Origin of the sequence: Acidovorax sp. WCS2018Noco2-16, from assembly GCF_031843945.1 — a bacterium.
In the GTDB taxonomy this organism is placed as follows: Bacteria; Pseudomonadota; Gammaproteobacteria; order Burkholderiales; family Burkholderiaceae_C; genus Paracidovorax.
In genome coordinates, this window is record NZ_JAVTJJ010000006.1 from 85,305 (window position 1) to 105,476 (window position 20,172).

Genomic DNA, 20,172 nt, shown 5'->3' on the forward strand with positions numbered 1-20,172 from the left:
GCACCGTCGAGCGATTGAGCGGGTGGCGTAAAACTGCGTAAAGTTTTGTGCCGATGTGGGAAAGCAATGCCTGCAATCAGCCGTTGGAGCGCGCCGGCAGCTGTTCGTTCCACGCGGTCGCGTCAAAACCGACGGACACCTGCTGATCCGCAGCACCGGCCCATTCCACGACGGGGCGTTTGATGACCGATGCGTTTGCCTGCATCAACGCGCTGGCGCTGGCGGCGTCCTGCACGGCAGCCTGACTGGCCGCGTCGAGCTTGCGCCACGTCGTGCCCTGGCGGTTGACCAGGCGTTCCCAGCCGACGGCGGCAACCCAACCCCCCAGCCGGTCAGCCGGCACGCCTTGCTTCTTGAAATCATGAAAGCGGTAGTGCACGCCTTGGTCGGCGAGCCAGGCACGCGCCTTTTTGACGGTGTCGCAGTTAGGGATTCCGTAGAGGGTGATCGCAGGGGTACTCATGGCATGAATCATCCCTCATGCGCGCGTCGGCGACAATTCGCGGCTGTATGAACACCCCACTACTGACCCTGGCCGACTGGCTGGCTCATTGCGAGCGGCTACACCCCAAAAACATCGACATGGGGCTGGATCGCGTCCGCGAAGTGGCTCGGCGTATGGCCTTGCGCTTCGACTGCCCGGTGATCACCGTGGCCGGCACCAATGGCAAGGGCTCTACCTGCGCCATGCTGGAGGCGGTCGCCCTGCAGGCCGGTTATCGGCCCGGCGTATACACATCGCCGCACCTGGTGCATTTTGAAGAGCGCTGCCGCGTCCATGGCGAGATCGTTGCGGCTGCCGAACTGGTTCCCCATTTCGAGGCCGTTGAGAAGGCACGCACTGAAGGCAGTGACGCCGTGTCGCTCACCTACTTCGAATTTACGACGCTGGCCATCCTCCGATTGATGAGCCAAGCGCGGCTGGATGTGGCAATTCTGGAAGTGGGACTGGGCGGCCGCCTGGACGCAACCAACGTGGTGGATGCGGACTGCGCGGTCATCACCAGCATCGATATCGATCACGTTGAATTTTTGGGGCCTGACCGGGAGTCCATCGGCCGCGAGAAGGCGGGCATCATGCGGCCGGGCCGCCCCGTGGTGGTCAGCGACCCCATGGCGCCCCAAAGCGTGATCGACCATGCCGCCGAGATCGGAGCCGATCTGTGGCGGTTCGGGCAAGACTTCAATGTCTCCGGCGACAAGCAGCAATGGTCGTGGGCGGGCCGGGGCAGGCGGTATGCGGGCCTGGCCTATCCGGCCTTGCGTGGTGCCAATCAGCTGGTGAATGCGAGTGGAGCGCTGGCTGCCCTGGAAGCCGTGCGCGACAAGCTTCCCATCACTGCCCAATCGGTGCGCACCGGGCTGGCCATGGTCGAATTGCCCGGCCGCTTCCAGATCGTGCCTGGCCAGCCCACGCTGGTGTTGGACGTGGCGCACAACCCGCATTCGGTGGCTGCATTGACGGCCAATCTGGATGCGATGGGATTTTTTCCCACGACCCATGCCGTTTTCGGCGCCATGGCAGACAAGGAACTGGCGACCATGCTGGCCAAGGTGGGCCCGCTGATCGACCGGTGGTACTTCACCGATTTGCCCACGCCGCGCGCAGAAACCGCCGCCGGCTTGCAGCAGAAATGGAATGCGCTGCAGATCGTGGCGGGCGGGCGCCGGCAGGTCGCCACCAGCCTGCACGCCGATCCGGTGCAGGCCCTGCAGGCTGCGGTGGATGCTGCGGAACCCACTGATAGAATCGTGGTCTTTGGCTCGTTCTACACCGTTGGCGGCGTTCTTCACAATGGAACGCCGCGTCTGCAGGCCAAGCATCTCGGCGCATAACGGGTCCGCATTCCATGGCATTTTTCAAGTTCCGTTGGCCCGGCCAGAAAGCGCAGGGCGACAACGCCAAGCCCACCCGGCGATCACGCAGCAACGCGCATGCAGAGAGCATCGACGTCATGCGCCGGCGTGCCCGGCACCGGCTTATTGGCGCGGCCGTTTTGGTACTGATCGGCATCATCGGCTTTCCCATGCTGTTCGACACGCAACCCCGCCCGGTCGCGGTCGATATCCCTATCGAGATTCCTGATCGCAACAAGGTTGCACCGCTGGTGGTCCCCGATACTGCCAAGGCGCCTGTTGCGGCAGAAGCACAACCTGCTGCACAGGCATCCGGCTCCTTGACTGGCGGCAGCTCCGCCGGTCTGGATGCCGGGGAGGAGGTGGTGGCGTCCCGCAACGAATCCAAGCCTTCGGCACCTGTTACTGCAGCTTCGCGGACAGAGGCGAACGCTGCCGTGCGTTCCGATCACAAGCCTGAGGCCAAACCTGAGGCCCGGCATGAAGCGCGTGCCGACACCAAACCGGCCGCTGCAGCCGAGCCTGCTAAGCCCGTGCGCAATGACGATGCTGCGCGCGCACGCGCACTTTTGGAAGGCCGCACGGCCGTTGCTCAGCAGACTCAGCCTGCAACCGCAGCGCCCAAGGCAGACGAAGAGGCCCGTTTCATTGTGCAGGTGGGCGCCTTTGCGGATGCAGACAAGGCCCGCGAGGCGCGTTCCAAGCTGGAGCGTGCTGGCCTGAAGACTTATATGCAAGTGGTGGACACCAAGGACGGCAAGCGCACACGGGTTCGCGCGGGTCCTTTCGCAAACCGCCCGGACGCTGACAAGGCCGCAGGCCGTATCAAGGCGCTGGGCTTGTCTGCTTCCGTGCTCACGCTGTAGCTGCTCATGGACGCCGGGACGTTGGACGCAGGTTGGCACCTGGGTGCGCTGGACTGGGTTTTTCTCACCGTGCTGGCTGGGTCGCTGTTGATTGGCGCCTGGCGAGGGTTGGTATTCGAGTTGGTGTCATTGGCGGGCTGGGTGGCAGCTTTCATTGCCGCACAGTGGTTTGCCAGTGACGTGGGGGCCTGGTTGCCGATGGGCGACACGCAGAGTGCTCTGCGCCATGCGGCGGGTTTCGTGCTGGTATTTATCGGTGCCGTGTTTTTCTTCGGCTTCCTTGCATGGCTGACCAAGAAGATGGTCGATGCGGTGGGGCTGCGGCCAGCGGATCGTGCGCTGGGCGCAGTATTCGGGCTGCTGCGTGGTGTGATCGTGCTGCTGGTGGTGGCGTTGGTCGCTGGGTGGACGCCACTGCACGAGGCCGATTGGTGGAAAACATCGATTACGGCCCCCATGTTGCATGAGGTGCTCACATGGCTCAAGCCGGTGGTGCCAGAAGAGTTTGCAAGGCATCTGCCTTCTTGACCGGTTGGTTGCCGTGGTGTGCGGCTGATGGCTGGTTTTTCGGCGGGAGTGTCCCGCCTATCAATGGAACGCAAATATGTGTGGAATCGTCGGCGTGGTCAGCGCAGCTCCCGTCAACCAACTGATCTATGACGCCTTGCTGCTGCTGCAGCATCGTGGGCAGGATGCTGCGGGCATCGTGACCCAGGATGGGCGCAAGTTCTTCATGCACAAAGCCAAGGGCATGGTGCGAGACGTGTTTCGTACGCGCAACATGCGGGCGCTGCCTGGGCCCGTCGGGCTGGGGCAGGTGCGCTATCCCACGGCAGGTAATGCTTACAGTGAAGAAGAGGCGCAGCCTTTTTATGTGAATGCGCCATTCGGCTTGGTGCTGGTGCACAACGGCAACCTTACCAACGCGCAGGAGTTGCGCGCCGAGTTGTTCTCCACGGACCACCGACACACCAATACGGACAGCGATTCCGAGGTGCTGCTGAACGTGTTTGCGCACGAACTGGAACGAGCCTCGCGCGGTGTGCCGCTGCAGGTCGACGATGTGTTCGCCGCCGTGCGTGCGGTGCACAAGCGCGTCAAGGGCTCGTACGCCGTGATTGCGCTGATTGCTGGACACGGTCTACTAGCGTTCCGTGATCCGCACGGCATCCGCCCGCTTTGCATGGGCCGCAGTGCCGACGGCACGGTGATGGTCGGCAGCGAGTCGGTGGCGTTGGAGGGCACCAACCACGTGTTCGAGCGCGATGTGCAGCCGGGTGAAGCGGTCTTTATCACCCAGGATGGCGTGGTGCATGCGCGCCAATGTGCAGAGTCGCCCCAATTGAACCCTTGCATCTTCGAGTTCGTGTATTTGGCACGTCCCGATTCGGTGCTGGACGGTATCTCGGTGTACCAGGCGCGTTTGAATCTGGGCGAATCGCTGGCCAAGCGGGTGATCTCCACCGTGCCTCCGAGCGAAATCGACGTGATCATTCCCATTCCAGAGTCGAGCCGCCCGAGTGCGACGCAACTGGCGCATCTGCTGGGCATTCCATACCGCGAAGGTTTCGTGAAGAACCGCTATGTGGGCCGTACTTTCATCATGCCGGGGCAGGGCGTGCGCAAGAAGTCCGTGCGCCAGAAGCTGAATGTCATCGCCAGCGAATTCAAGGGCCGCAATGTGCTGCTGGTGGACGACTCCATCGTCCGCGGCACCACGTCGCGCGAGATCGTACAGATGGCTCGCGATGCCGGGGCCCGGAAGGTGTACCTCGCCAGCGCCGCACCTCCGGTGCGCTATCCCAACGTGTACGGCATCGACATGCCGACCAGCAGCGAATTGGTAGCTCATGGCCGCACGGTGGACGAGGTGCGCGAGTCGATCGGTTGCGATGCGCTCATTTACCAAGACGTCAATGCAATGAAACGGGCCGTAGGTTCGTTGAACCTCGCCATCGAAGGTTTCGATGCATCGTGCTTTGACGGCGTGTACGTGACGGGCGACATCACCGCCCAGGACATTGCCCGGCTGAACGAAGGCCGTGCTGGCATGGAAGAGCAGCATGAGGAAGACACGTCGCGCCTGGCATTGCCAAACGCGCAACATGCCTGATGCGCGGAGGCGACAGCGCGCCCGTCTTCAACGCCATTCTGAGAAGCCCACGCCATGATTGATCGATCCATCCTGCCCCCGGGCCTGCACCCTGACACCTTGGCCGTGCGTGAAGCCATTCCACGCAGCGTCTACGGCGAGCATTCTGAAGCGCTGTATCTGAGCAGCAGTTTTGTGCAGCCCGATGCCGCCACCGCTGCACGCCGATTCGCCGGTGGAGAGGCTGGGTATACCTACACCCGCACGTCGAATCCTACAGTGACCAGCTTTGAGCGCCGGCTGGCCGCCATGGAGGGAACCGAGGCCGCGATCGCAACGGCGACGGGCATGTCGGCCATCTTGCTGATGTGCCTGGCACTTTTGAAGTCCGGCGATCACGTGGTGTGCTCGCAGTCCATGTTCGGCTCGACCATCAAGCTGATCGGTGGTGAGCTGTCAAAGTTCGGCGTGCAGACCACCTTCGTTCCGCAGACCGACGCGGCCGCCTGGAAGGCCGCGCTCCGGCCGGAAACGCGTCTGATGTTTGCGGAGACCCCGACCAATCCGCTGACGGATTTGTGCGACATCCAGGCGCTGGCGGACATCGCCCATGCGGCGGGCGTGCTGCTTGCCGTGGACAACTGCTTTGCGTCACCCGCACTACAACAGCCGGCGCGGTTCGGTGCAGATCTGGTGATTCATTCCGGCACCAAATTCCTGGATGGACAGGGCCGTGTCATGGCCGGCGCGGTGTGTGGTTCGCGTGCACTGATCGAAGACAAGCTGGGGCCGCTGATTCGCAGCGCCGGCATGAACCTGTCGCCCTTCAACGCCTGGGTAGTGCTTAAGGGGCTGGAGACTCTGTCGCTGCGCGTCAAGGCGCAGAGCGCCAATGCGCTGCAACTCGCTACCTGGCTGGAAACCCATGCCCAGGTCGCACGCGTGTACTACCCCGGCCTGGCTTCGCATCCGCAGCACGCTCTGGCCATGCGCCAACAGTCGGGGCTGGGCGGCGCGGTTCTGTCATTCGCCGTAAAAACGGGCGCAGACTTCAACGCAGCTCGCGCAGGCGCATTTCACGTGTTAGACAGCACGCGCGTGTGCAGCATCACGGCCAATTTGGGTGATACGAAAACCACCATTACGCACCCGGCCAGTACGTCCCACGGACGTTTGACGGAAGACCAGCGGCAGGCAGCGGGAATCACCCAAGGTCTGATTCGCGTGGCCGTCGGACTGGAGCACATCCACGATCTGAAGGCCGACCTCGCCCGTGGCCTCGACACCCTGTAATGAACCTTCCCCAAGACATGTCCCAGCGCATCCGCACCCGTTTCGCTCCTTCGCCCACCGGCTTCATTCACCTGGGCAACATTCGCTCGGCGTTGTATCCGTGGGCATTCGCTCGCGCTACGGGTGGTGACTTCATCTTGCGCATCGAGGATACGGATGTGGAGCGTTCCAGCCAGGCTGCTGTGAACGTCATTTTGGAAGGCATGGCATGGCTTGGCATGCAGCCTGATGAAGGCCCGTTTTATCAGATGCAGCGAATGGAGCGGTACAAGACGGTGTTGGCCCAGATGCAGGCGAATGGCCTTGTCTACCCTTGCTATATGAGCGTGCAAGAGCTGGATGCGTTGCGCGAGCGTCAGATGGAGTCCAAGCAAAAACCCCGCTACGACGGGACTTGGCGCCCTGAGCCCGGCAAGGTGCTGCCCTCCGTTCCTGAAGGCGTGAAGCCGGTGCTGCGGTTCCGTAACCCCGCAGCCGGGTCAGTGGTGTGGGAAGACAAGGTCAAGGGCCGCATCGAGATCAGCAATGATGAACTAGACGATCTGGTCATCGCTCGGCCAGATGGAACGCCGACCTACAATTTCTGCGTTGTGGTCGACGACATCGACATGGACATCACCCACGTCATTCGTGGAGATGACCACGTCAACAACACTCCGCGCCAGATCAACATCTTCGAAGCGCTGGGCAAGCAGCCGCCGGTCTATGCCCATTTGCCGACCGTGCTCAACGAGCAGGGTGAGAAGATGAGCAAGCGCAATGGCGCAAAGCCCGTCACTCAATATCGTGACGAAGGCTACTTGCCTGAGGCGATGATCAACTATCTGGCCCGCTTGGGCTGGAGCCACGGCGACGACGAAATTTTCAGTCGCAAACAGTTTCTGGGGTGGTTCAATCTCGATCACCTCGGGCGCAGTGCTGCTCAGTTCGATGAAGCCAAGTTGCGCTGGGTGAATGCTCAGCATCTCAAGGCGATGCCAGATGAGGCGCTCGCTGCACTGATCGGTCCGTTGCTGAAGCAGCGGGGCGTTTCTGCGGCTGAACTGGCTGATGGACGACTGCCGCGGATTTGCGCGCTTTTCAAAGATCGATGCGACACCACGCTGGCACTGGCCGATTGGGCCATCGTTTTCTATGGCGAAGTCACCCCCAATGCTGAAGAAAAGTCCAAGCATGTGACTGAAGCGGTGTGGCCAGCCATTGATACCCTGCGCAATGCGTTGGCGCATTGCGAATGGGATAAGACTTCTATTGCGGCTGCATTCAAAGAAGTGCTGGCAGCGCATGGGCTGAAAATGCCACAGTTGGCCATGCCTGTGCGGGTGCTGACGGTGGGCACCGCGCACACGCCATCCGTAGACGCAGTGCTGGAGTTACTCGGCCGTGAAAAAATTGCAGCCAGATTGCTAAAGGCTTAAAAACCTGTCTATAATTCAAGGCTCAGGTGATGATGGCAAGCATAATATGTTGGTCAAAGTCAAGTGGGGGTATAGCTCAGCTGGGAGAGCGCTTGCATGGCATGCAAGAGGTCATCGGTTCGATCCCGTTTACCTCCACCACTGAGAGTTAGCCAGTAATTGGTTCCAGGTTTTGACCCTATCGTCTAGAGGCCTAGGACATCACCCTTTCACGGTGAGTACCGGGGTTCGAATCCCCGTAGGGTCGCCAAGTTTGTAGCACTTGGCTTGTGCTTGATGCATAAGCAAACGCTGCCTGCCAGGAGTGGTAGTTCAGTTGGTTAGAATACCGGCCTGTCACGCCGGGGGTCGCGGGTTCGAGTCCCGTCCACTCCGCCAGTTATCAATTCTGCAAGCCAAGCTGGCAGGATTCTTCTTGGTGGAAACCGAGAAAAGTGGGGGTATAGCTCAGCTGGGAGAGCGCTTGCATGGCATGCAAGAGGTCATCGGTTCGATCCCGTTTACCTCCACCACTGAGAGTTAGCCAGTAATTGGTTCCAGGTTTTGACCCTATCGTCTAGAGGCCTAGGACATCACCCTTTCACGGTGAGTACCGGGGTTCGAATCCCCGTAGGGTCGCCAAGTTTGTAGCACTTGGCTTGTGCTTGATGCATAAGCAAACGCTGCCTGCCAGGAGTGGTAGTTCAGTTGGTTAGAATACCGGCCTGTCACGCCGGGGGTCGCGGGTTCGAGTCCCGTCCACTCCGCCAGTTATCAATTCTGCAAGCCAAGCTGGCAGGATTCTTCTTGGTGGAAACCGAGAAAAGTGGGGGTATAGCTCAGCTGGGAGAGCGCTTGCATGGCATGCAAGAGGTCATCGGTTCGATCCCGTTTACCTCCACCACTGAGAGTTAGCCAGTAATTGGTTCCAGGTTTTGACCCTATCGTCTAGAGGCCTAGGACATCACCCTTTCACGGTGAGTACCGGGGTTCGAATCCCCGTAGGGTCGCCAAGTTTGTAGCACTTGGCTTGTGCTTGATGCATAAGCAAACGCTGCCTACCAGGAGTGGTAGTTCAGTTGGTTAGAATACCGGCCTGTCACGCCGGGGGTCGCGGGTTCGAGTCCCGTCCACTCCGCCAGTTGGTTGCAAAACCGCCGCAGTCGAAAGATCGCGGCGGTTTTTTTATGGCTCGCTACGCAGTCACCCCAGCACTCTTGGGTTGCCCCTATTGATGTGACTGTACACCGCATGTGCGAAAAATGCGGTGCCTGACGTGGCGAGTGCCAGGCACATAATTCAGCGTGGCGCCAAGCGAATTGCACCGTCTAGGCGGATGACTTCACCGTTGAGCATTTCGTTTTCAAAGATGTGGCGAGCGAGCTTCGCATAGTCGGTCGGCGTTCCCAGCCGACTCGGAAAAGGTACCCCCGCAGCCAGCGCATCCTGCACCTCCTGGGGCATCCCGAACAGCATGGGCGTGCCGAAAATGCCAGGCGCGATCGTCATGTTTCGTATGCCGGTGCGTGCCAGGTCGCGAGCAATGGGCAAGGTCATTCCGACGATGCCGCCCTTGGATGCTGAATACGCAGCCTGGCCGATTTGTCCGTCGTAAGCCGCTACGCTGGCTGTAGAGATCAGCACACCGCGCTCACCGGTGGATTCGGGCTCGTTTTTCCCCATGGCTTCTGCGGCCAAGCGAATCATGTTGAAGCTACCCACCAGGTTGACTGTGATGGTTTTGCTAAAAGTGGCGAGTGCATGCGCGCCATTCTTGCCGACGGTCTTTTCGGCCGGGGCAATTCCGGCGCAATTCACCAAGCCCATGAATTTGCCCAGCGACACCGCCTTGTCGATGGCGGCTTGCGCATCCGATTCCTGGCTGACATCGCAGCGAATGAACGCCCCGCCGATGTCTCGCGCAACGGCTTCGCCCTTGTCCACTTGCATGTCGGCGATAACGACAGTGCCGCCCGCCGAAGCCAGCATGCGCGCTGTACCTTCGCCCAGGCCCGATGCGCCACCTGTGACGACGAATGTCTTTCCCTGAATGTCCATGTTTTGTCTCCTTGTGACGTTAACGTAAACGTCAATTATGTCGCAAGGCTCGTGCAATATGGACGTGAAAAAGCCCGGCGAGCCGGGCTTGCAATCTGATGGGCTGCCAGCGATTCAGCGGAAGCCGACGCGATCCAGAATCTGTTGTACTTTGGTGGTGTTGGCTCCGACCGCGCTGATCGGAATCGTTTCACTCTTGAAGGACTTGCCTTCAGTCATGGTCTTGAGCGCTGGATTGCCCGGATCGATTCCTTTGGCTGCAGGCCATTCGTTGTTGCCATTGGCGAAGTAGTTTTGCGCTTCCGGGCTGGCCAGGTATTCAAGGAACTTGACCGCATTGGCCTGGTTCTTGGTATTGCGGGCAACAGCACCCCCCGCGATATTCAAGTGCGTGCCCCACGACTGTTGGTTGGGGAACACCACGCTGACCTTGCTTGCGATTGCCACGTCTTCAGGTTTGTCCGAGCGCAGGATACGCGCTAGGTAGTAGCTGTTGGTGACGGCGATATCGCATTCGCCGGCCGCTACACCTTTGATCTGGTCGGTATCCCCACCCTTGGGCTGGCGCGCCAAGTTGTCTGCCACGCCCTTGAGCCAGGCTTCGGTTTTGGCCGGACCCATGTGCTCCATCACCGCGCCGAAAAGGCTCAGATTGTAGGGGTGTGATCCGGAGCGAATGCACACCTTGCCCTTGTTTTTCGGATCACCCAGTTCTTCATAGGTGTCGACGTCTTCCTTGTTGACCTTCGCCTTGTTGTAGACGATGACGCGTGCGCGGGTGGACAGGCCGAACCACGGCGTGCCGCCGTCGGCTACGGGGGTGGCGCGCAGGTTGGCAGGAATGGCGTCGTCCAGTACCTTTGACTTGATAGGCAGGAAGAGGCCATCGACTTCGCCACGATAAAGGCGTGCTGCGTCCACCAGCAAAATCACGTCTGCTGGCGACGCCGTGCCCTCAGCCTTCAGGCGCGCAATGATGCCGGCATCATCTGCGTCGACACGGTTCACCTTAATGCCGGTGGCTTTCGTAAAGCCGGTATACAGCGCCTCGTCGGTTGCGTAATGGCGGGCCGAATACAGGTTAACGACCTGCTCCTGTGCGGCGGCGGCGCCTGCGGCCGCAAGAGCGCATAAGGCGAAAATCGATTTCAAGGAAGTCGACATGGCAATGTTCTTTCGGAATGTAAACGCTGGGAATGATAGAGCCAACGCGAATGGTTCTTAACAAGCCCTGGTGGTCAGCAAGGCATTGAACTGTCAAAAATACTGGTGGTGACTGGTGACTGGTGACTGGTGATTGGCGGATTAATACAGACGAAAAAAAGCCCGGTGGGTACCGGGCTTTGAAGGGATCCCTGAAGCATCTTCGAAGAGATCCAAGGAGACAACCGTTGGGCAAATGCGTTGAAGTGCACCCGCATGCAACTGGTTTGGCGTGCAAATCAAGCACGCCGAAATCCATCAGCGCTTGCGCGGCACGGCGTTGGCCGTGGCGGTCTTGGCAGCGTTGGCAGCAGTGCTGGCAACCGCGGTGAAATTGGCTTCAGCCACGTCGCTTGCATGCTTCACTGCCTTTTGCACCGACTCATAAGCCGTGTTGGCTGCCGACACGGCGCTGCGGAGCACGGCCACGCTGGTTTCGGAGCCGGCAGGTGCGTTGCGGGCAGCAGTGTCCACCAGGGTGCTGAAGTTACGCTGAGCTTCAGATGCCTGGGCTTCGAAGGTCTTGCCGATTTCGGTGCTGGTGCCCGAAGCGATGTCATACAGGTGACGGCTGTAGGCTGCGGTCTTTTCAGCCAGGGGCTGGAACATGCTGGCTTGCAGGGCCAGCAGCTCTTGCGCGTCCTTGGCGCTTAGTACGGCCTGGGTGTGATTGGCGACTTCCGACAGGGCGGCACGGGAGGCGGTCACGTTCAGTTCGACCAGCTTTTCAACGCCTTCAAAAGCCTTGGTGGTCAGGCCAAACAGGGTTTCCAGGTTGGCTTTGTGCGAGGCGAGCAGTTGTTCTGGGGTGAGGGACATGACATATCTCCTATGAAAGGGTTTGGAAGGCGTTGATGAATAACGACAACTGCAGCAACCAGACCACTTTCATGTTGCAGTGCAGCATGGGATCAAATTTTAGACAGTTCAGCGCGACACGCAAGTGCTTTTGTTGCGGTGCAGCAATTTTAGAGGCCGCACTCCATTTTGTAATGGGCCGCCTTCTATCCTGACCAAGATCGTCAATCCGTTCCGAGTGTCGCCCCATTGGCAGAGACACTGCAAGCAGCCGGGCAAAATGGCTTGCCATGTCTACGACCGAATCTTCATCACCCGTGGCCCGCCCATTGCCTCAAGCCCGAGCGACTTACAGCGTCTTCCGGCAGATCGGCACCCGCTGGGCCGACAACGATGCCTACGGCCACGTCAACAACGTTGTTTACTACAGCTGGTTCGATACTGCGGTCAATGCTTACCTGATAGAGCAGGGCGCCTTGGATATCCACCATGGTGACACCATCGGGTTGGTGATCGAAACCCAGTGCAATTACTTCGCGCCATTGGCTTTTCCGCAAACGGTGGAGGCCGGCATTCGCGTCACCCGCCTGGGAACCAGCAGCGTGCGGTATGAAGTCGGGTTGTTCGCCGAAGGAGCGCAAGAGACCGCGGCGTGCGGTCACTTCGTCCACGTCTATGTGGGACGGGAGGACCGTCGCCCACGGGCATTGCCGGCGGTGCTGAAGACCGCGCTGGCACCTTTGGTGCGGCCAGCCGGCTGACTTGGACCAAGTCAAGCCGGCGGCACTTCAAGTGCGTCCAGGCCTGATGCATCAAGCCCGGAGCGCAGTCCTCAAGGCTGGTAGGTATCGCCCAACACTACGCCTTCACGGCGCGGATCTGCTCCGCCTTGTAGCACGTTCACGCCGTTGCGTTGCACCCGAATGATGGTGCTGGTGCCGCTCGATTGAGCCGATGTGGATACCGTGTGACCCAGCGCGCGCAGGCCGGTGATCAGTGGATCGTTCGCACCGCCGTTGGCCGTGTTCACGTTGGGGTGCTCTCCACCTACGGATGTCGTTGCGCTGTTGCTGGCACCAAAGTCGATCAGCGATGTCGCCTGTTGGGCGTCCAGACCCCAGTCGAGTGCACCCACTACCGTCTTCACCACGTACTGAATGATCGTGCCGCCGCCTGGTGAGCCCGTGCCCATCAAGAAATCACCGATGCTGCCGTCCGCCGCTTTCTTGAACACCAGCGTGGGTGCCATTGAGCTGCGTGGCCGCTTGCCGGGCTCCAGTCGGTTGGCCACGGGCGCACCGGTACTGTCCGTCGGCGTAGCCGAGAAGTCGGTGAGCTGGTTGTTCAGCAAGAAGCCTTGCGTCATGTGGAACGAACCCAGGCTTGCTTCCACGGTGGTCGTCATGACCACCACGTTGCCCTGCCTGTCCACGATGGTGAAGTGCGTCGTGCCGTTTTCGTTGATCAGGCTCACCCCTTGCGGTGTGCTGCCCAGCACGCCAGCCGTGGCGGTGCCCATGCTGCGCGTGGGACTGATCAGGCCCGCACGGCTGCGCAGGTAAGGCTTGTTCAGCATCGAGTTCCACGAACCACCCGGCAGCGACACGAAGTCGGTGTCGGCAATGTACTTGTCACGGTCGGCATAGGCCAGGCGCTCGGCTTCGCTGATCAGATGCACACCCATCACCGTGGGCTTGCCGCCTTCGATGTCGATGGCAGTCGGCTTTTGGGCAGCGAGATCGAAGTTTTCCAGAATGCCCAGCGCCGATGCGACGGCGATGCCCCCCGATGACGGGGGCGACATGCCGCAGACCCAGTAGTCGCGGTAGGTGGTGCAGACCGGGTCTCGGCGCTTGGCCTGGTAGTTGGCCAGGTCGCTTAGTTCCGTCAGGCCAGGCGTGATGGCGACGGCGGGGTTGCCTCCGCTGGTGACCTTGATCTTGTTGACGATGCCTTGCGCGATGGCACCGGTGTAGAACGCGTTCGCGCCGCCACTGGCGATGGTGCTGAGCGTGGACGCATAGGCCGGGTTGCGGATGACCGTGCCCAGCGGTTTGGGCGTGCCGTCGGCATTCAGAAAGTATGCGGCGGCTTCCGCGTCGCGCGACAGGTTGGTGGCAGAGCCGGCAATAGCGCCGGCCATGCGGCCGCTGATCGGGAAGCCGTCAGACGCCAACTTCACTGCACCTGGGAACAGGTCTTTCCACTGCAATTTGCCGTGGTCGCGCTGTGCCAGTTCCAGCATGCGCACGGCGCCAGGCGTGCCGATGGAGCGGCCACTGGCACGGGCTCCGCCGGGCTGCGGCAACGTGCGGTCGGTGTCGCTGACCCAGCGCAGATAGTTTTCGTTGGCGGCGGCCGGCGCCGTTTCGCGGCCGTCATAGGCCTCCACTTTGCGTGTCGTCGCGTCGTAATGCAGCATGAATGCGCCACCGCCCAGGCCGGACGACTGCGGCTCCACCAGGCCCAGCACCATTTGCACGGCCACTGCGGCATCGACGGCCGAGCCGCCCTGTTTCAGCACGTCGCAACCTGCGCGCGACGCCAGCGGGTTGGCCGTGGAAACCATGTAGTTCTTCGCATGCACCGCTGTCTTGCCGATGCGGTAGCCCGACGCAGGCTCCGGCGCTGCCGGGTCCCCGGGCAAGCCGGAGCCGACTACCACCGACCCACCGCTGCTGACCGCCGTGCAAGCGGACGCCTCGGCAACTGTGTCGGCGTTGTTGTCGCTGCTGCCGCCGCATCCGGACAGCGCAAGCAGAGCCGCCATCAGCGTGGCAGAGAGGCGCCACGCAGGGCGCTTGTCATCGCCAGAGGGCGATGACATCGATGGGGGGAGGGAGCGTGAAACCATGGACAGGTGCTTTCTTTATTTATGTGTTGATGAAACATGCCGTTGTCTCTGCGGCGCCTAGGAGCTTACCGCTCGAAACAGCTCGGCAAGTCCGCTGCCGCATCTCGCAATATCCACGCCATCACCCTGCGGCTATGGTCCATGAACCTTGGTGCCACAATGGCGATAGAGACAAGCGCCACCTGGCGCCCCAGCCCGATCCGCGCTCATGCAGCGCAGCGTCCACATGATCATCACCAGCCTGCTCGACACCGACCTGTACAAGTTCACCATGATGCAGGTCGTGCTGCACCAGTTTCCCGGCGCGCAGGTCGAATACCGCTTCAAGTGCCGCAACCCCGGCGTGTCCCTGGCACCTTATGCCAATGAGGTACGCGACGAGATCCGCTCGCTGTGCGACCTGAAGTTTCAGGATGCCGAGCTGTCTTACCTGCGCTCGATGCGCTTTATCAAGAGCGACTTCGTTGACTTTCTGGCGCTGTTCCGGCTGAACGAAAAGTACATCACCATCACGCCTCTGCCTTCAGGCGAGCTCGACATTTCCATTGCCGGCCCGTGGCTGCACACCATCCTGTTCGAGATCCCGGTGCTCGCCATCGTCAACGAGGTGTACTTTCGCAACACGCAAAAAGTGCCCCACTTCACGGAAGGCCGTCTGCGCCTGGACACGAAGATTGCCCAGCTGCAGGGCGAGGGCCTGTCTGAGCTGAAGATTGCGGACTACGGCACCCGGCGGCGCTTCAGCCGTGCCTGGCATGAAGAGGTGCTGCGCGTGCTGTGCGCGCGGCTGGGCACTGGTGATCGGCGACCCGGCAACGCGGTGGGGCCGGGCCAGTTTGCCGGCACCAGCAACGTGCTCTATGCCATGAAGCTCGGCCTCACGCCGCTGGGCACCATGGCGCATGAATATCTGCAGGCTTGCCAGGCGCTGGGCCCGCGTCTGCGCGACAGCCAGATCTTTGGCTTCGAGATGTGGGCCCGCGAATACCGAGGCGACCTGGGCATCGCGCTCTCCGATGTCTATGGCATGACGGCGTTCCTGCGCGACTTCGACCTGTACTTCTGCAAGCTTTTCGACGGCGCCCGGCACGACAGCGGCGACCCCTTTGCCTGGGGCGAGCGGTTGCTGGACCACTACCGCAAGAACCGTGTCGACCCGCTCACCAAGACGCTGATCTTCAGCGACGCGCTGACGGTGCCGCGCACCATCGCGCTATACCGCCAGTTCCAGGGTCGCTGCCAGCTGGCGTTCGGTATCGGCACCAACCTCACTAACGACCTGGGCGATGCCCCGGCGCACGTGCCCCTGCAGATCGTCATCAAGATGACGCGCTGCAATGGCCAGCCGGTGGCCAAGCTGTCGGACACGCCCGGCAAGGGCATGTGCGACGACGAAGCCTACCTGGCGTACTTGCGGCAGGTGTTCGAGATTCCCGCCCCAGCCATCTGATCCGGCGCATGGCCGCCACTCACATCGGAAGTTGTCATATGCGTTGGTTTCGTTGGCTGCCCCGTGCAGCGCCTTGCCTGGTGTTCTGGCCGGGTGCCGCGTCCGCCGCTGGCTTCGACGGCGCGGGCCTCGCCCTGTGGTGGGGCGCACCGTTTGCGGGCATCCTGCTGTCGATTGCGCTCATGCCGTTGCTGGCGCCAGCCTTCTGGCACCACCACTTCGGCAAGGTGGCGGCTGCCTGGGCCCTGGCGTTCCTGGTGCCATTCGCGGTGGTCTTTGGCCCCAGCGTGGCCGGCGCCACTTTCGTCCACGCCTTGCTTGAGGAATACATCCCGTTCGTGATTTTGCTCACGGCGCTGTTCACGGTGGCAGGCGGTATCTACATTCGCGGCAACCTCCACGGCAGTCCTGCACTGAACACCGGCATCCTGGCCATCGGCGCGGTGCTGGCCAGCATCATGGGAACGACCGGCGCCTCGATGCTCCTGATCCGCCCGCTGATCCGCGCCAACGACCACCGCCCGCGCATCGCGCACGTCGTGGTGTTTTTCATCTTCATCGTTTCCAATGCGGGTGGCTCGCTCACGCCCCTGGGCGATCCGCCGCTCTTCCTGGGCTTTCTCAAGGGCGTCGACTTTTTCTGGACGGCCCGCCATATCTTTCCCCAGACCCTGTTTCTGGTAGGCGTGCTGCTGGCGCTGTTCTACGTGCTCGATGGTTGGTTCCAGCGCCACGAAGCGCTGCGTCCGCCTGACCCCACGCCGGACACCCGCTCCATCGGACTCGACGGCAAGGTCAACTTCGCACTGCTGGCAGCGGTGGTCGGGCTGGTGTTGCTCAGCGGCTTCTGGAAGTCGCCCGTGGCCTTCGACATCGCCGGCAGCCGCGTGGGTTTGCCCGGCCTCGTGCGCGACTTGGGACTTGTGTGCGTTACGCTGGCGTCGCTGTGGCTCACGCCGCGCCAGGTGCACGCAGACAACCAGTTCGGCTGGGCGCCCATGCAAGAAGTCGCCAAGCTGTTTGCGGGCATCTTTCTCACCATCGTGCCCGTCATCGCCATGCTGAAAGCGGGCGTGGATGGACCGTTCGGCGCCATTGTGTCTGCGGTCACCCGACCCGACGGGTCGCCCGATCCGGCGGCGTACTTCTGGGCTGCAGGCGTGCTGAGTTCGTTTCTTGACAACGCCCCCACCTACCTGGTCTTCTTCAACACCGCAGGCGCAGACCCTGCGGTGCTGATGACCACGCTGGCGCCAACGCTTGCCGCCATCTCGGCCGGCGCAGTGTTCATGGGCGCCAATACCTACATCGGTAACGCCCCCAACCTCATGGTCAAGGCGATTGCCGAGGACCGCGGCGTGAAGATGCCCAGCTTCTTCGGCTACATGCTGTGGTCGTGCGGCATTCTGGTGCCGCTTTTCATCGCCATGACGTTTCTTTGGTTTCGCTGACTTCACACAAAGGATCCCTCTCCCATGTCCAAGCCCCGCATCCTGGTTGCACGCAACATCTTTCCGGAAGTGGTCGAGCGCCTGTCGCAGCACTTCGAGGTCGAGTCCAATCCGCAGGACATCGTCTGGTCGCCTGCCGAACTGGCTGAGCGCGTGAAAGACAAGGACGGCGTGCTCACCACCGGCAGCCAGCGTGTGGATGCCGCCCTGCTGGCCGCTGGCCCCAAGTTGCGCATCTTTGCCAACATGGCCGTGGGCTACAACAACTTCGACGTCGATGCGATGACAGCCGCAGGCGTGCAGGGCACCAACACGCCCGACGTGCTGACCGAAACCACGGCCGACTTCGGCTTTGCACTGCTGATGGCCACCGCCCGCCGCGTGACCGAGAGCGAGCATTACCTGCGCGCCGGCCAATGGACGAAGTGGAGCTACGACATGTTTGCCGGCACCGACGTGCATGGCAGCACACTGGGCATTCTGGGCATGGGCCGCATCGGCCAGGGCATTGCCAAGCGCGGCGCGCACGGCTTTGGCATGAACGTGGTCTATCACAACCGCTCGCGCCTCAGCGCGGAACTGGAGGCCGAATGCAAGGCCCGCTACGTCAGCAAGGAAGAACTGCTGCGCACGGCCGACCACCTGGTGCTGGTGCTGCCCTACACGCCCGAATCGCACCACGCCATCGGTGCGGCCGAGCTGGCGCAGATGAAGCCCACCGCCAACCTGATCAACATCGCGCGCGGCGGGATCGTGGACGATGCGGCGCTGGCGCAGGCCTTGAAGGACAAGCGCATTGCCGCTGCCGGCCTGGACGTGTTCGAGGGCGAACCCAAGCTTAATGCCGCTCTGCTGGACGTGCCGAATGTGGTGCTGACGCCGCACATCGCCAGCGCCACCGTGCCCACACGCCTGGCCATGGCCAATCTGGCAGCGGACAACCTGATCGCCTTCTTCGACGGACGCGGCCCGCTCACGCCGGTGAACCAGCCGGTGGCCAAGCGCGCCTGACGGCCTGGCGCGGCAGTTTTGAGTCAAATTGGCCTCTAGCGCTTGATGGATAAGCGCTAGTAGCTATTAATTTGATAGTAAGTTGATGATGAAAGAGTGACCGACTGGATGACGATGGAGATGTTTGCCGTACTGGCCTTGCTGGTGCTGATCGCCGTGCTGCTGGGCTGGCTGCTGGTGCGCCGCTCACGCGTGGACTTGCCCCCTGAATGGCTTCAGCGCCTGCAGGCGCTGGAACGTACCGCGCAGTCCACACAGCTGGCCGTGGCCAAGACCGATGGCGCGATCGACGGCATGGGCCAGCAGCTGCGCGGTTTCACCCATACTACGCAGGGCACGCTGGAGAGCCTGCGCGGCGCCATCGACGAACGCCTGGCGCAGGCCGTTGCCGAATCGCGCAACGGCCGGGCCGAGCTGCTGGCCGCGTTCGGTGCCTTTGAAGGCAAGCTGGAGCAGCGCCTGGCGCTGGCCCAGGCCGATGCTGCCGCCGCGCGCAAGGAGCTGTCCGAGGCGCTGGCCAGCTTTCGCGCCGAACTCACGCACACCGCGCAGACGCTGGTGGCCGACAGCGGTCGATCGCGCGAAGCCATGGCCGAAAGCGCCAAGCTGTTCGAGCAGCGCATTCAGGAACGCTTCGAGGCGCTCACCCACGCCACGCGCGGCACGCTCGATTCGCTCAAGAGCGACATCCACGCGCAGCTGGGGGCCGTGTCCACCGCGCTGAAAGACCAGCTCGAAGCCAACGGCCAGCAGATTCGCAACCAGTTCGCGGTGCTGCAGGACGCGGTGTCGCAGCAGCTCGCAGGCATGGCGCAGGGCAGTCAGCACCACGCCGAGGCGCTGCGCACGGCGCTCAACGAACGGCTGGCGGCCATCCAGGCCGACAACACCGCCAAGCTCGAAGAAATGCGCCGCACGGTGGACGAAAAGCTGCACGCCACGCTGGAGCAGCGCCTGGGCGAATCGTTCAAGCTGGTCAGCGACCGGCTGGAGCAGGTGCACAAGGGCCTGGGCGAGATGCAGACGCTGGCCGGCAGCGTGGGCGACTTGAAGCGTGTGATGACCAACGTGAAGACGCGCGGCACCTGGGGCGAAATGCAGCTGGGCGCGATCATCGAGAACGTGCTCACGCCCGACCAGTTCGCCCGCAACGTGAAGGCCGTTCCGGGCAGCGACGATCTGGTGGAATTCGCCATTCGCCTGCCGGGCCGGGGCGACGACCAGCCAGTGTGGCTGCCCATCGATTCCAAATACCCGGTCGAGCAATACCAGCGCCTGCTGGACGCACAGGACGCCGCTGACAAACCGACCATTCTCTCGGCCGGCAACGCGTTCGAAACATCGATCAAGCTCGAAGCCAAGAAGATCTTCAGCAAGTACGTCTCGCCGCCGCATACCACCGACTTCGCCGTGCTGTATTTGCCCACCGAAGGCCTCTTTGCCGAGGTGATTCGCCGGCCCGGGCTGGTAGAAGCCGTGCAGAACGATTGTCGCGTGATGATCACCGGCCCTGCCAACCTGGCGGCCATGCTCAGCAGCTTGCAGATGGGCTTCAAGACGCTGGCGATCGAGAAGCGCTCGTCCGAGGTGTGGGGCGTGCTGGGTTCGGTGAAGACCGAGTTTTCCAAATTCGGCGAGATCGTCGAGGCCGCCAAAAAATCCATCGATGCGGCCGCCAAGCGCTTCGACGACGTGGGCGTGCGCACGCGCGCCATCCAGCGCAAGCTGCGCGACGTGCAGGAGTTGCCCGCGCCCACCGCCTCCACGGCGGCCGGCACGGCGTTGCCGGTGCCGCCCGTACCGGTGCAGGCGAGCTTGGATGACGAGGGCGAATGAGCCGCT

General features: G+C 61.9%; 17 protein-coding genes and 9 tRNA genes. 20 read left to right on the forward strand and 6 right to left on the reverse strand.

Annotated features, from left to right (window positions below):
• Positions 1–76: 76 nt before the first annotated feature.
• On the reverse strand, positions 77–463 hold the full coding sequence (locus tag RQI28_RS13705; protein ID WP_311223916.1) for an ArsC family reductase: 387 nt from the start codon (positions 461–463) through the stop codon (positions 77–79).
• Between the two features lie 47 nt (positions 464–510).
• Here RQI28_RS13705 and folC point away from each other — a divergent pair, with 47 nt between their 5' ends.
• From folC to RQI28_RS13780, 15 genes are all read left to right on the forward strand, one after another.
• Complete coding sequence (gene folC / locus RQI28_RS13710) at positions 511–1,836, forward strand: bifunctional tetrahydrofolate synthase/dihydrofolate synthase (RefSeq protein WP_311223915.1); 1,326 nt, start codon at positions 511–513, stop codon at positions 1,834–1,836.
• Between the two features lie 14 nt (positions 1,837–1,850).
• Positions 1,851–2,723 carry an SPOR domain-containing protein gene (locus RQI28_RS13715; protein ID WP_311223914.1) on the forward strand — a complete coding sequence of 291 codons (873 nt, stop codon included), beginning with the start codon at positions 1,851–1,853 and terminating at the stop codon, positions 2,721–2,723.
• Between the two features lie 39 nt (positions 2,724–2,762).
• Positions 2,763–3,251 carry a CvpA family protein gene (locus RQI28_RS13720; protein ID WP_311223997.1) on the forward strand — a complete coding sequence of 163 codons (489 nt, stop codon included), beginning with the start codon at positions 2,763–2,765 and terminating at the stop codon, positions 3,249–3,251.
• A 76-nt stretch (positions 3,252–3,327) separates the two neighbouring features.
• Complete coding sequence (gene purF / locus RQI28_RS13725) at positions 3,328–4,836, forward strand: amidophosphoribosyltransferase (RefSeq protein ID WP_311223913.1); 1,509 nt, start codon at positions 3,328–3,330, stop codon at positions 4,834–4,836.
• A gap of 54 nt (positions 4,837–4,890) precedes the next feature.
• Complete coding sequence (locus RQI28_RS13730) at positions 4,891–6,108, forward strand: O-succinylhomoserine sulfhydrylase (RefSeq protein WP_311223912.1); 1,218 nt, start codon at positions 4,891–4,893, stop codon at positions 6,106–6,108.
• A 17-nt stretch (positions 6,109–6,125) separates the two neighbouring features.
• Positions 6,126–7,526: a glutamate--tRNA ligase gene (gene gltX / locus RQI28_RS13735; protein ID WP_311223911.1), complete on the forward strand. Its 1,401-nt coding sequence runs from the start codon at positions 6,126–6,128 to the stop codon at positions 7,524–7,526.
• Between the two features lie 65 nt (positions 7,527–7,591).
• Positions 7,592–7,667, forward strand: a tRNA-Ala gene (locus RQI28_RS13740).
• Positions 7,668–7,700: 33 nt separating this feature from the next.
• Positions 7,701–7,776, forward strand: a tRNA-Glu gene (locus RQI28_RS13745).
• A gap of 51 nt (positions 7,777–7,827) precedes the next feature.
• Positions 7,828–7,904, forward strand: a tRNA-Asp gene (locus RQI28_RS13750).
• A gap of 58 nt (positions 7,905–7,962) precedes the next feature.
• Positions 7,963–8,038 (forward strand) — tRNA-Ala (locus tag RQI28_RS13755).
• Positions 8,039–8,071: 33 nt separating this feature from the next.
• Positions 8,072–8,147 (forward strand) — tRNA-Glu (locus tag RQI28_RS13760).
• A 51-nt stretch (positions 8,148–8,198) separates the two neighbouring features.
• A tRNA-Asp gene (locus RQI28_RS13765) sits at positions 8,199–8,275 on the forward strand.
• Positions 8,276–8,333: 58 nt separating this feature from the next.
• Positions 8,334–8,409: transfer RNA gene (locus RQI28_RS13770), tRNA-Ala, on the forward strand.
• A 33-nt stretch (positions 8,410–8,442) separates the two neighbouring features.
• Positions 8,443–8,518 (forward strand) — tRNA-Glu (locus tag RQI28_RS13775).
• Between the two features lie 51 nt (positions 8,519–8,569).
• Positions 8,570–8,646, forward strand: a tRNA-Asp gene (locus RQI28_RS13780).
• A gap of 158 nt (positions 8,647–8,804) precedes the next feature.
• Here RQI28_RS13780 and RQI28_RS13785 read toward each other — a convergent pair.
• The 4 genes from RQI28_RS13785 to RQI28_RS13800 all read right to left on the reverse strand — a co-directional run bounded on the left by RQI28_RS13785 (position 8,805) and on the right by RQI28_RS13800 (position 11,856).
• Positions 8,805–9,563: a 3-hydroxyacyl-CoA dehydrogenase gene (locus tag RQI28_RS13785; protein ID WP_311223902.1), complete on the reverse strand. Its 759-nt coding sequence runs from the start codon at positions 9,561–9,563 to the stop codon at positions 8,805–8,807.
• Positions 9,564–9,677: 114 nt separating this feature from the next.
• On the reverse strand, positions 9,678–10,727 hold the full coding sequence (locus RQI28_RS13790; protein WP_311223901.1) for an extracellular solute-binding protein: 1,050 nt from the start codon (positions 10,725–10,727) through the stop codon (positions 9,678–9,680).
• 297 nt (positions 10,728–11,024) lie between these two features.
• Positions 11,025–11,585 carry a phasin family protein gene (locus RQI28_RS13795; protein WP_311223900.1) on the reverse strand — a complete coding sequence of 187 codons (561 nt, stop codon included), beginning with the start codon at positions 11,583–11,585 and terminating at the stop codon, positions 11,025–11,027.
• Positions 11,586–11,595: 10 nt separating this feature from the next.
• Positions 11,596–11,856, reverse strand: coding sequence for a hypothetical protein (locus RQI28_RS13800; protein WP_311223899.1), 261 nt, complete (start codon positions 11,854–11,856; stop codon positions 11,596–11,598).
• Between RQI28_RS13800 and RQI28_RS13805 the strand changes: the two genes are divergently transcribed.
• Positions 11,855–12,325, forward strand: coding sequence for a thioesterase family protein (locus RQI28_RS13805; protein ID WP_311223898.1), 471 nt, complete (start codon positions 11,855–11,857; stop codon positions 12,323–12,325). The genes RQI28_RS13800 and RQI28_RS13805 overlap by 2 nt on opposite strands.
• A gap of 71 nt (positions 12,326–12,396) precedes the next feature.
• Here the strand turns inward: RQI28_RS13805 and RQI28_RS13810 are convergent, their stop codons facing one another.
• Positions 12,397–14,391 (reverse strand): gamma-glutamyltransferase family protein, encoded by a 1,995-nt coding sequence (locus tag RQI28_RS13810; protein WP_311223897.1) that lies wholly within the window; start codon positions 14,389–14,391, stop codon positions 12,397–12,399.
• A gap of 253 nt (positions 14,392–14,644) precedes the next feature.
• On the opposite strand from RQI28_RS13810, the gene pncB reads away from it, so the two are divergent.
• From pncB to rmuC, 4 genes are all read left to right on the forward strand, one after another.
• Positions 14,645–15,868 carry a nicotinate phosphoribosyltransferase gene (pncB, locus tag RQI28_RS13815; protein WP_404976936.1) on the forward strand — a complete coding sequence of 408 codons (1,224 nt, stop codon included), beginning with the start codon at positions 14,645–14,647 and terminating at the stop codon, positions 15,866–15,868.
• 38 nt (positions 15,869–15,906) lie between these two features.
• Positions 15,907–17,319 (forward strand): sodium:proton antiporter, encoded by a 1,413-nt coding sequence (locus tag RQI28_RS13820; protein ID WP_311223895.1) that lies wholly within the window; start codon positions 15,907–15,909, stop codon positions 17,317–17,319.
• Positions 17,320–17,343: 24 nt separating this feature from the next.
• Positions 17,344–18,330, forward strand: coding sequence for a D-glycerate dehydrogenase (locus tag RQI28_RS13825; protein ID WP_311223894.1), 987 nt, complete (start codon positions 17,344–17,346; stop codon positions 18,328–18,330).
• Between the two features lie 108 nt (positions 18,331–18,438).
• Positions 18,439–20,166: a DNA recombination protein RmuC gene (gene rmuC, locus RQI28_RS13830; protein WP_311223910.1), complete on the forward strand. Its 1,728-nt coding sequence runs from the start codon at positions 18,439–18,441 to the stop codon at positions 20,164–20,166.
• Positions 20,167–20,172 lie beyond the last annotated feature (6 nt).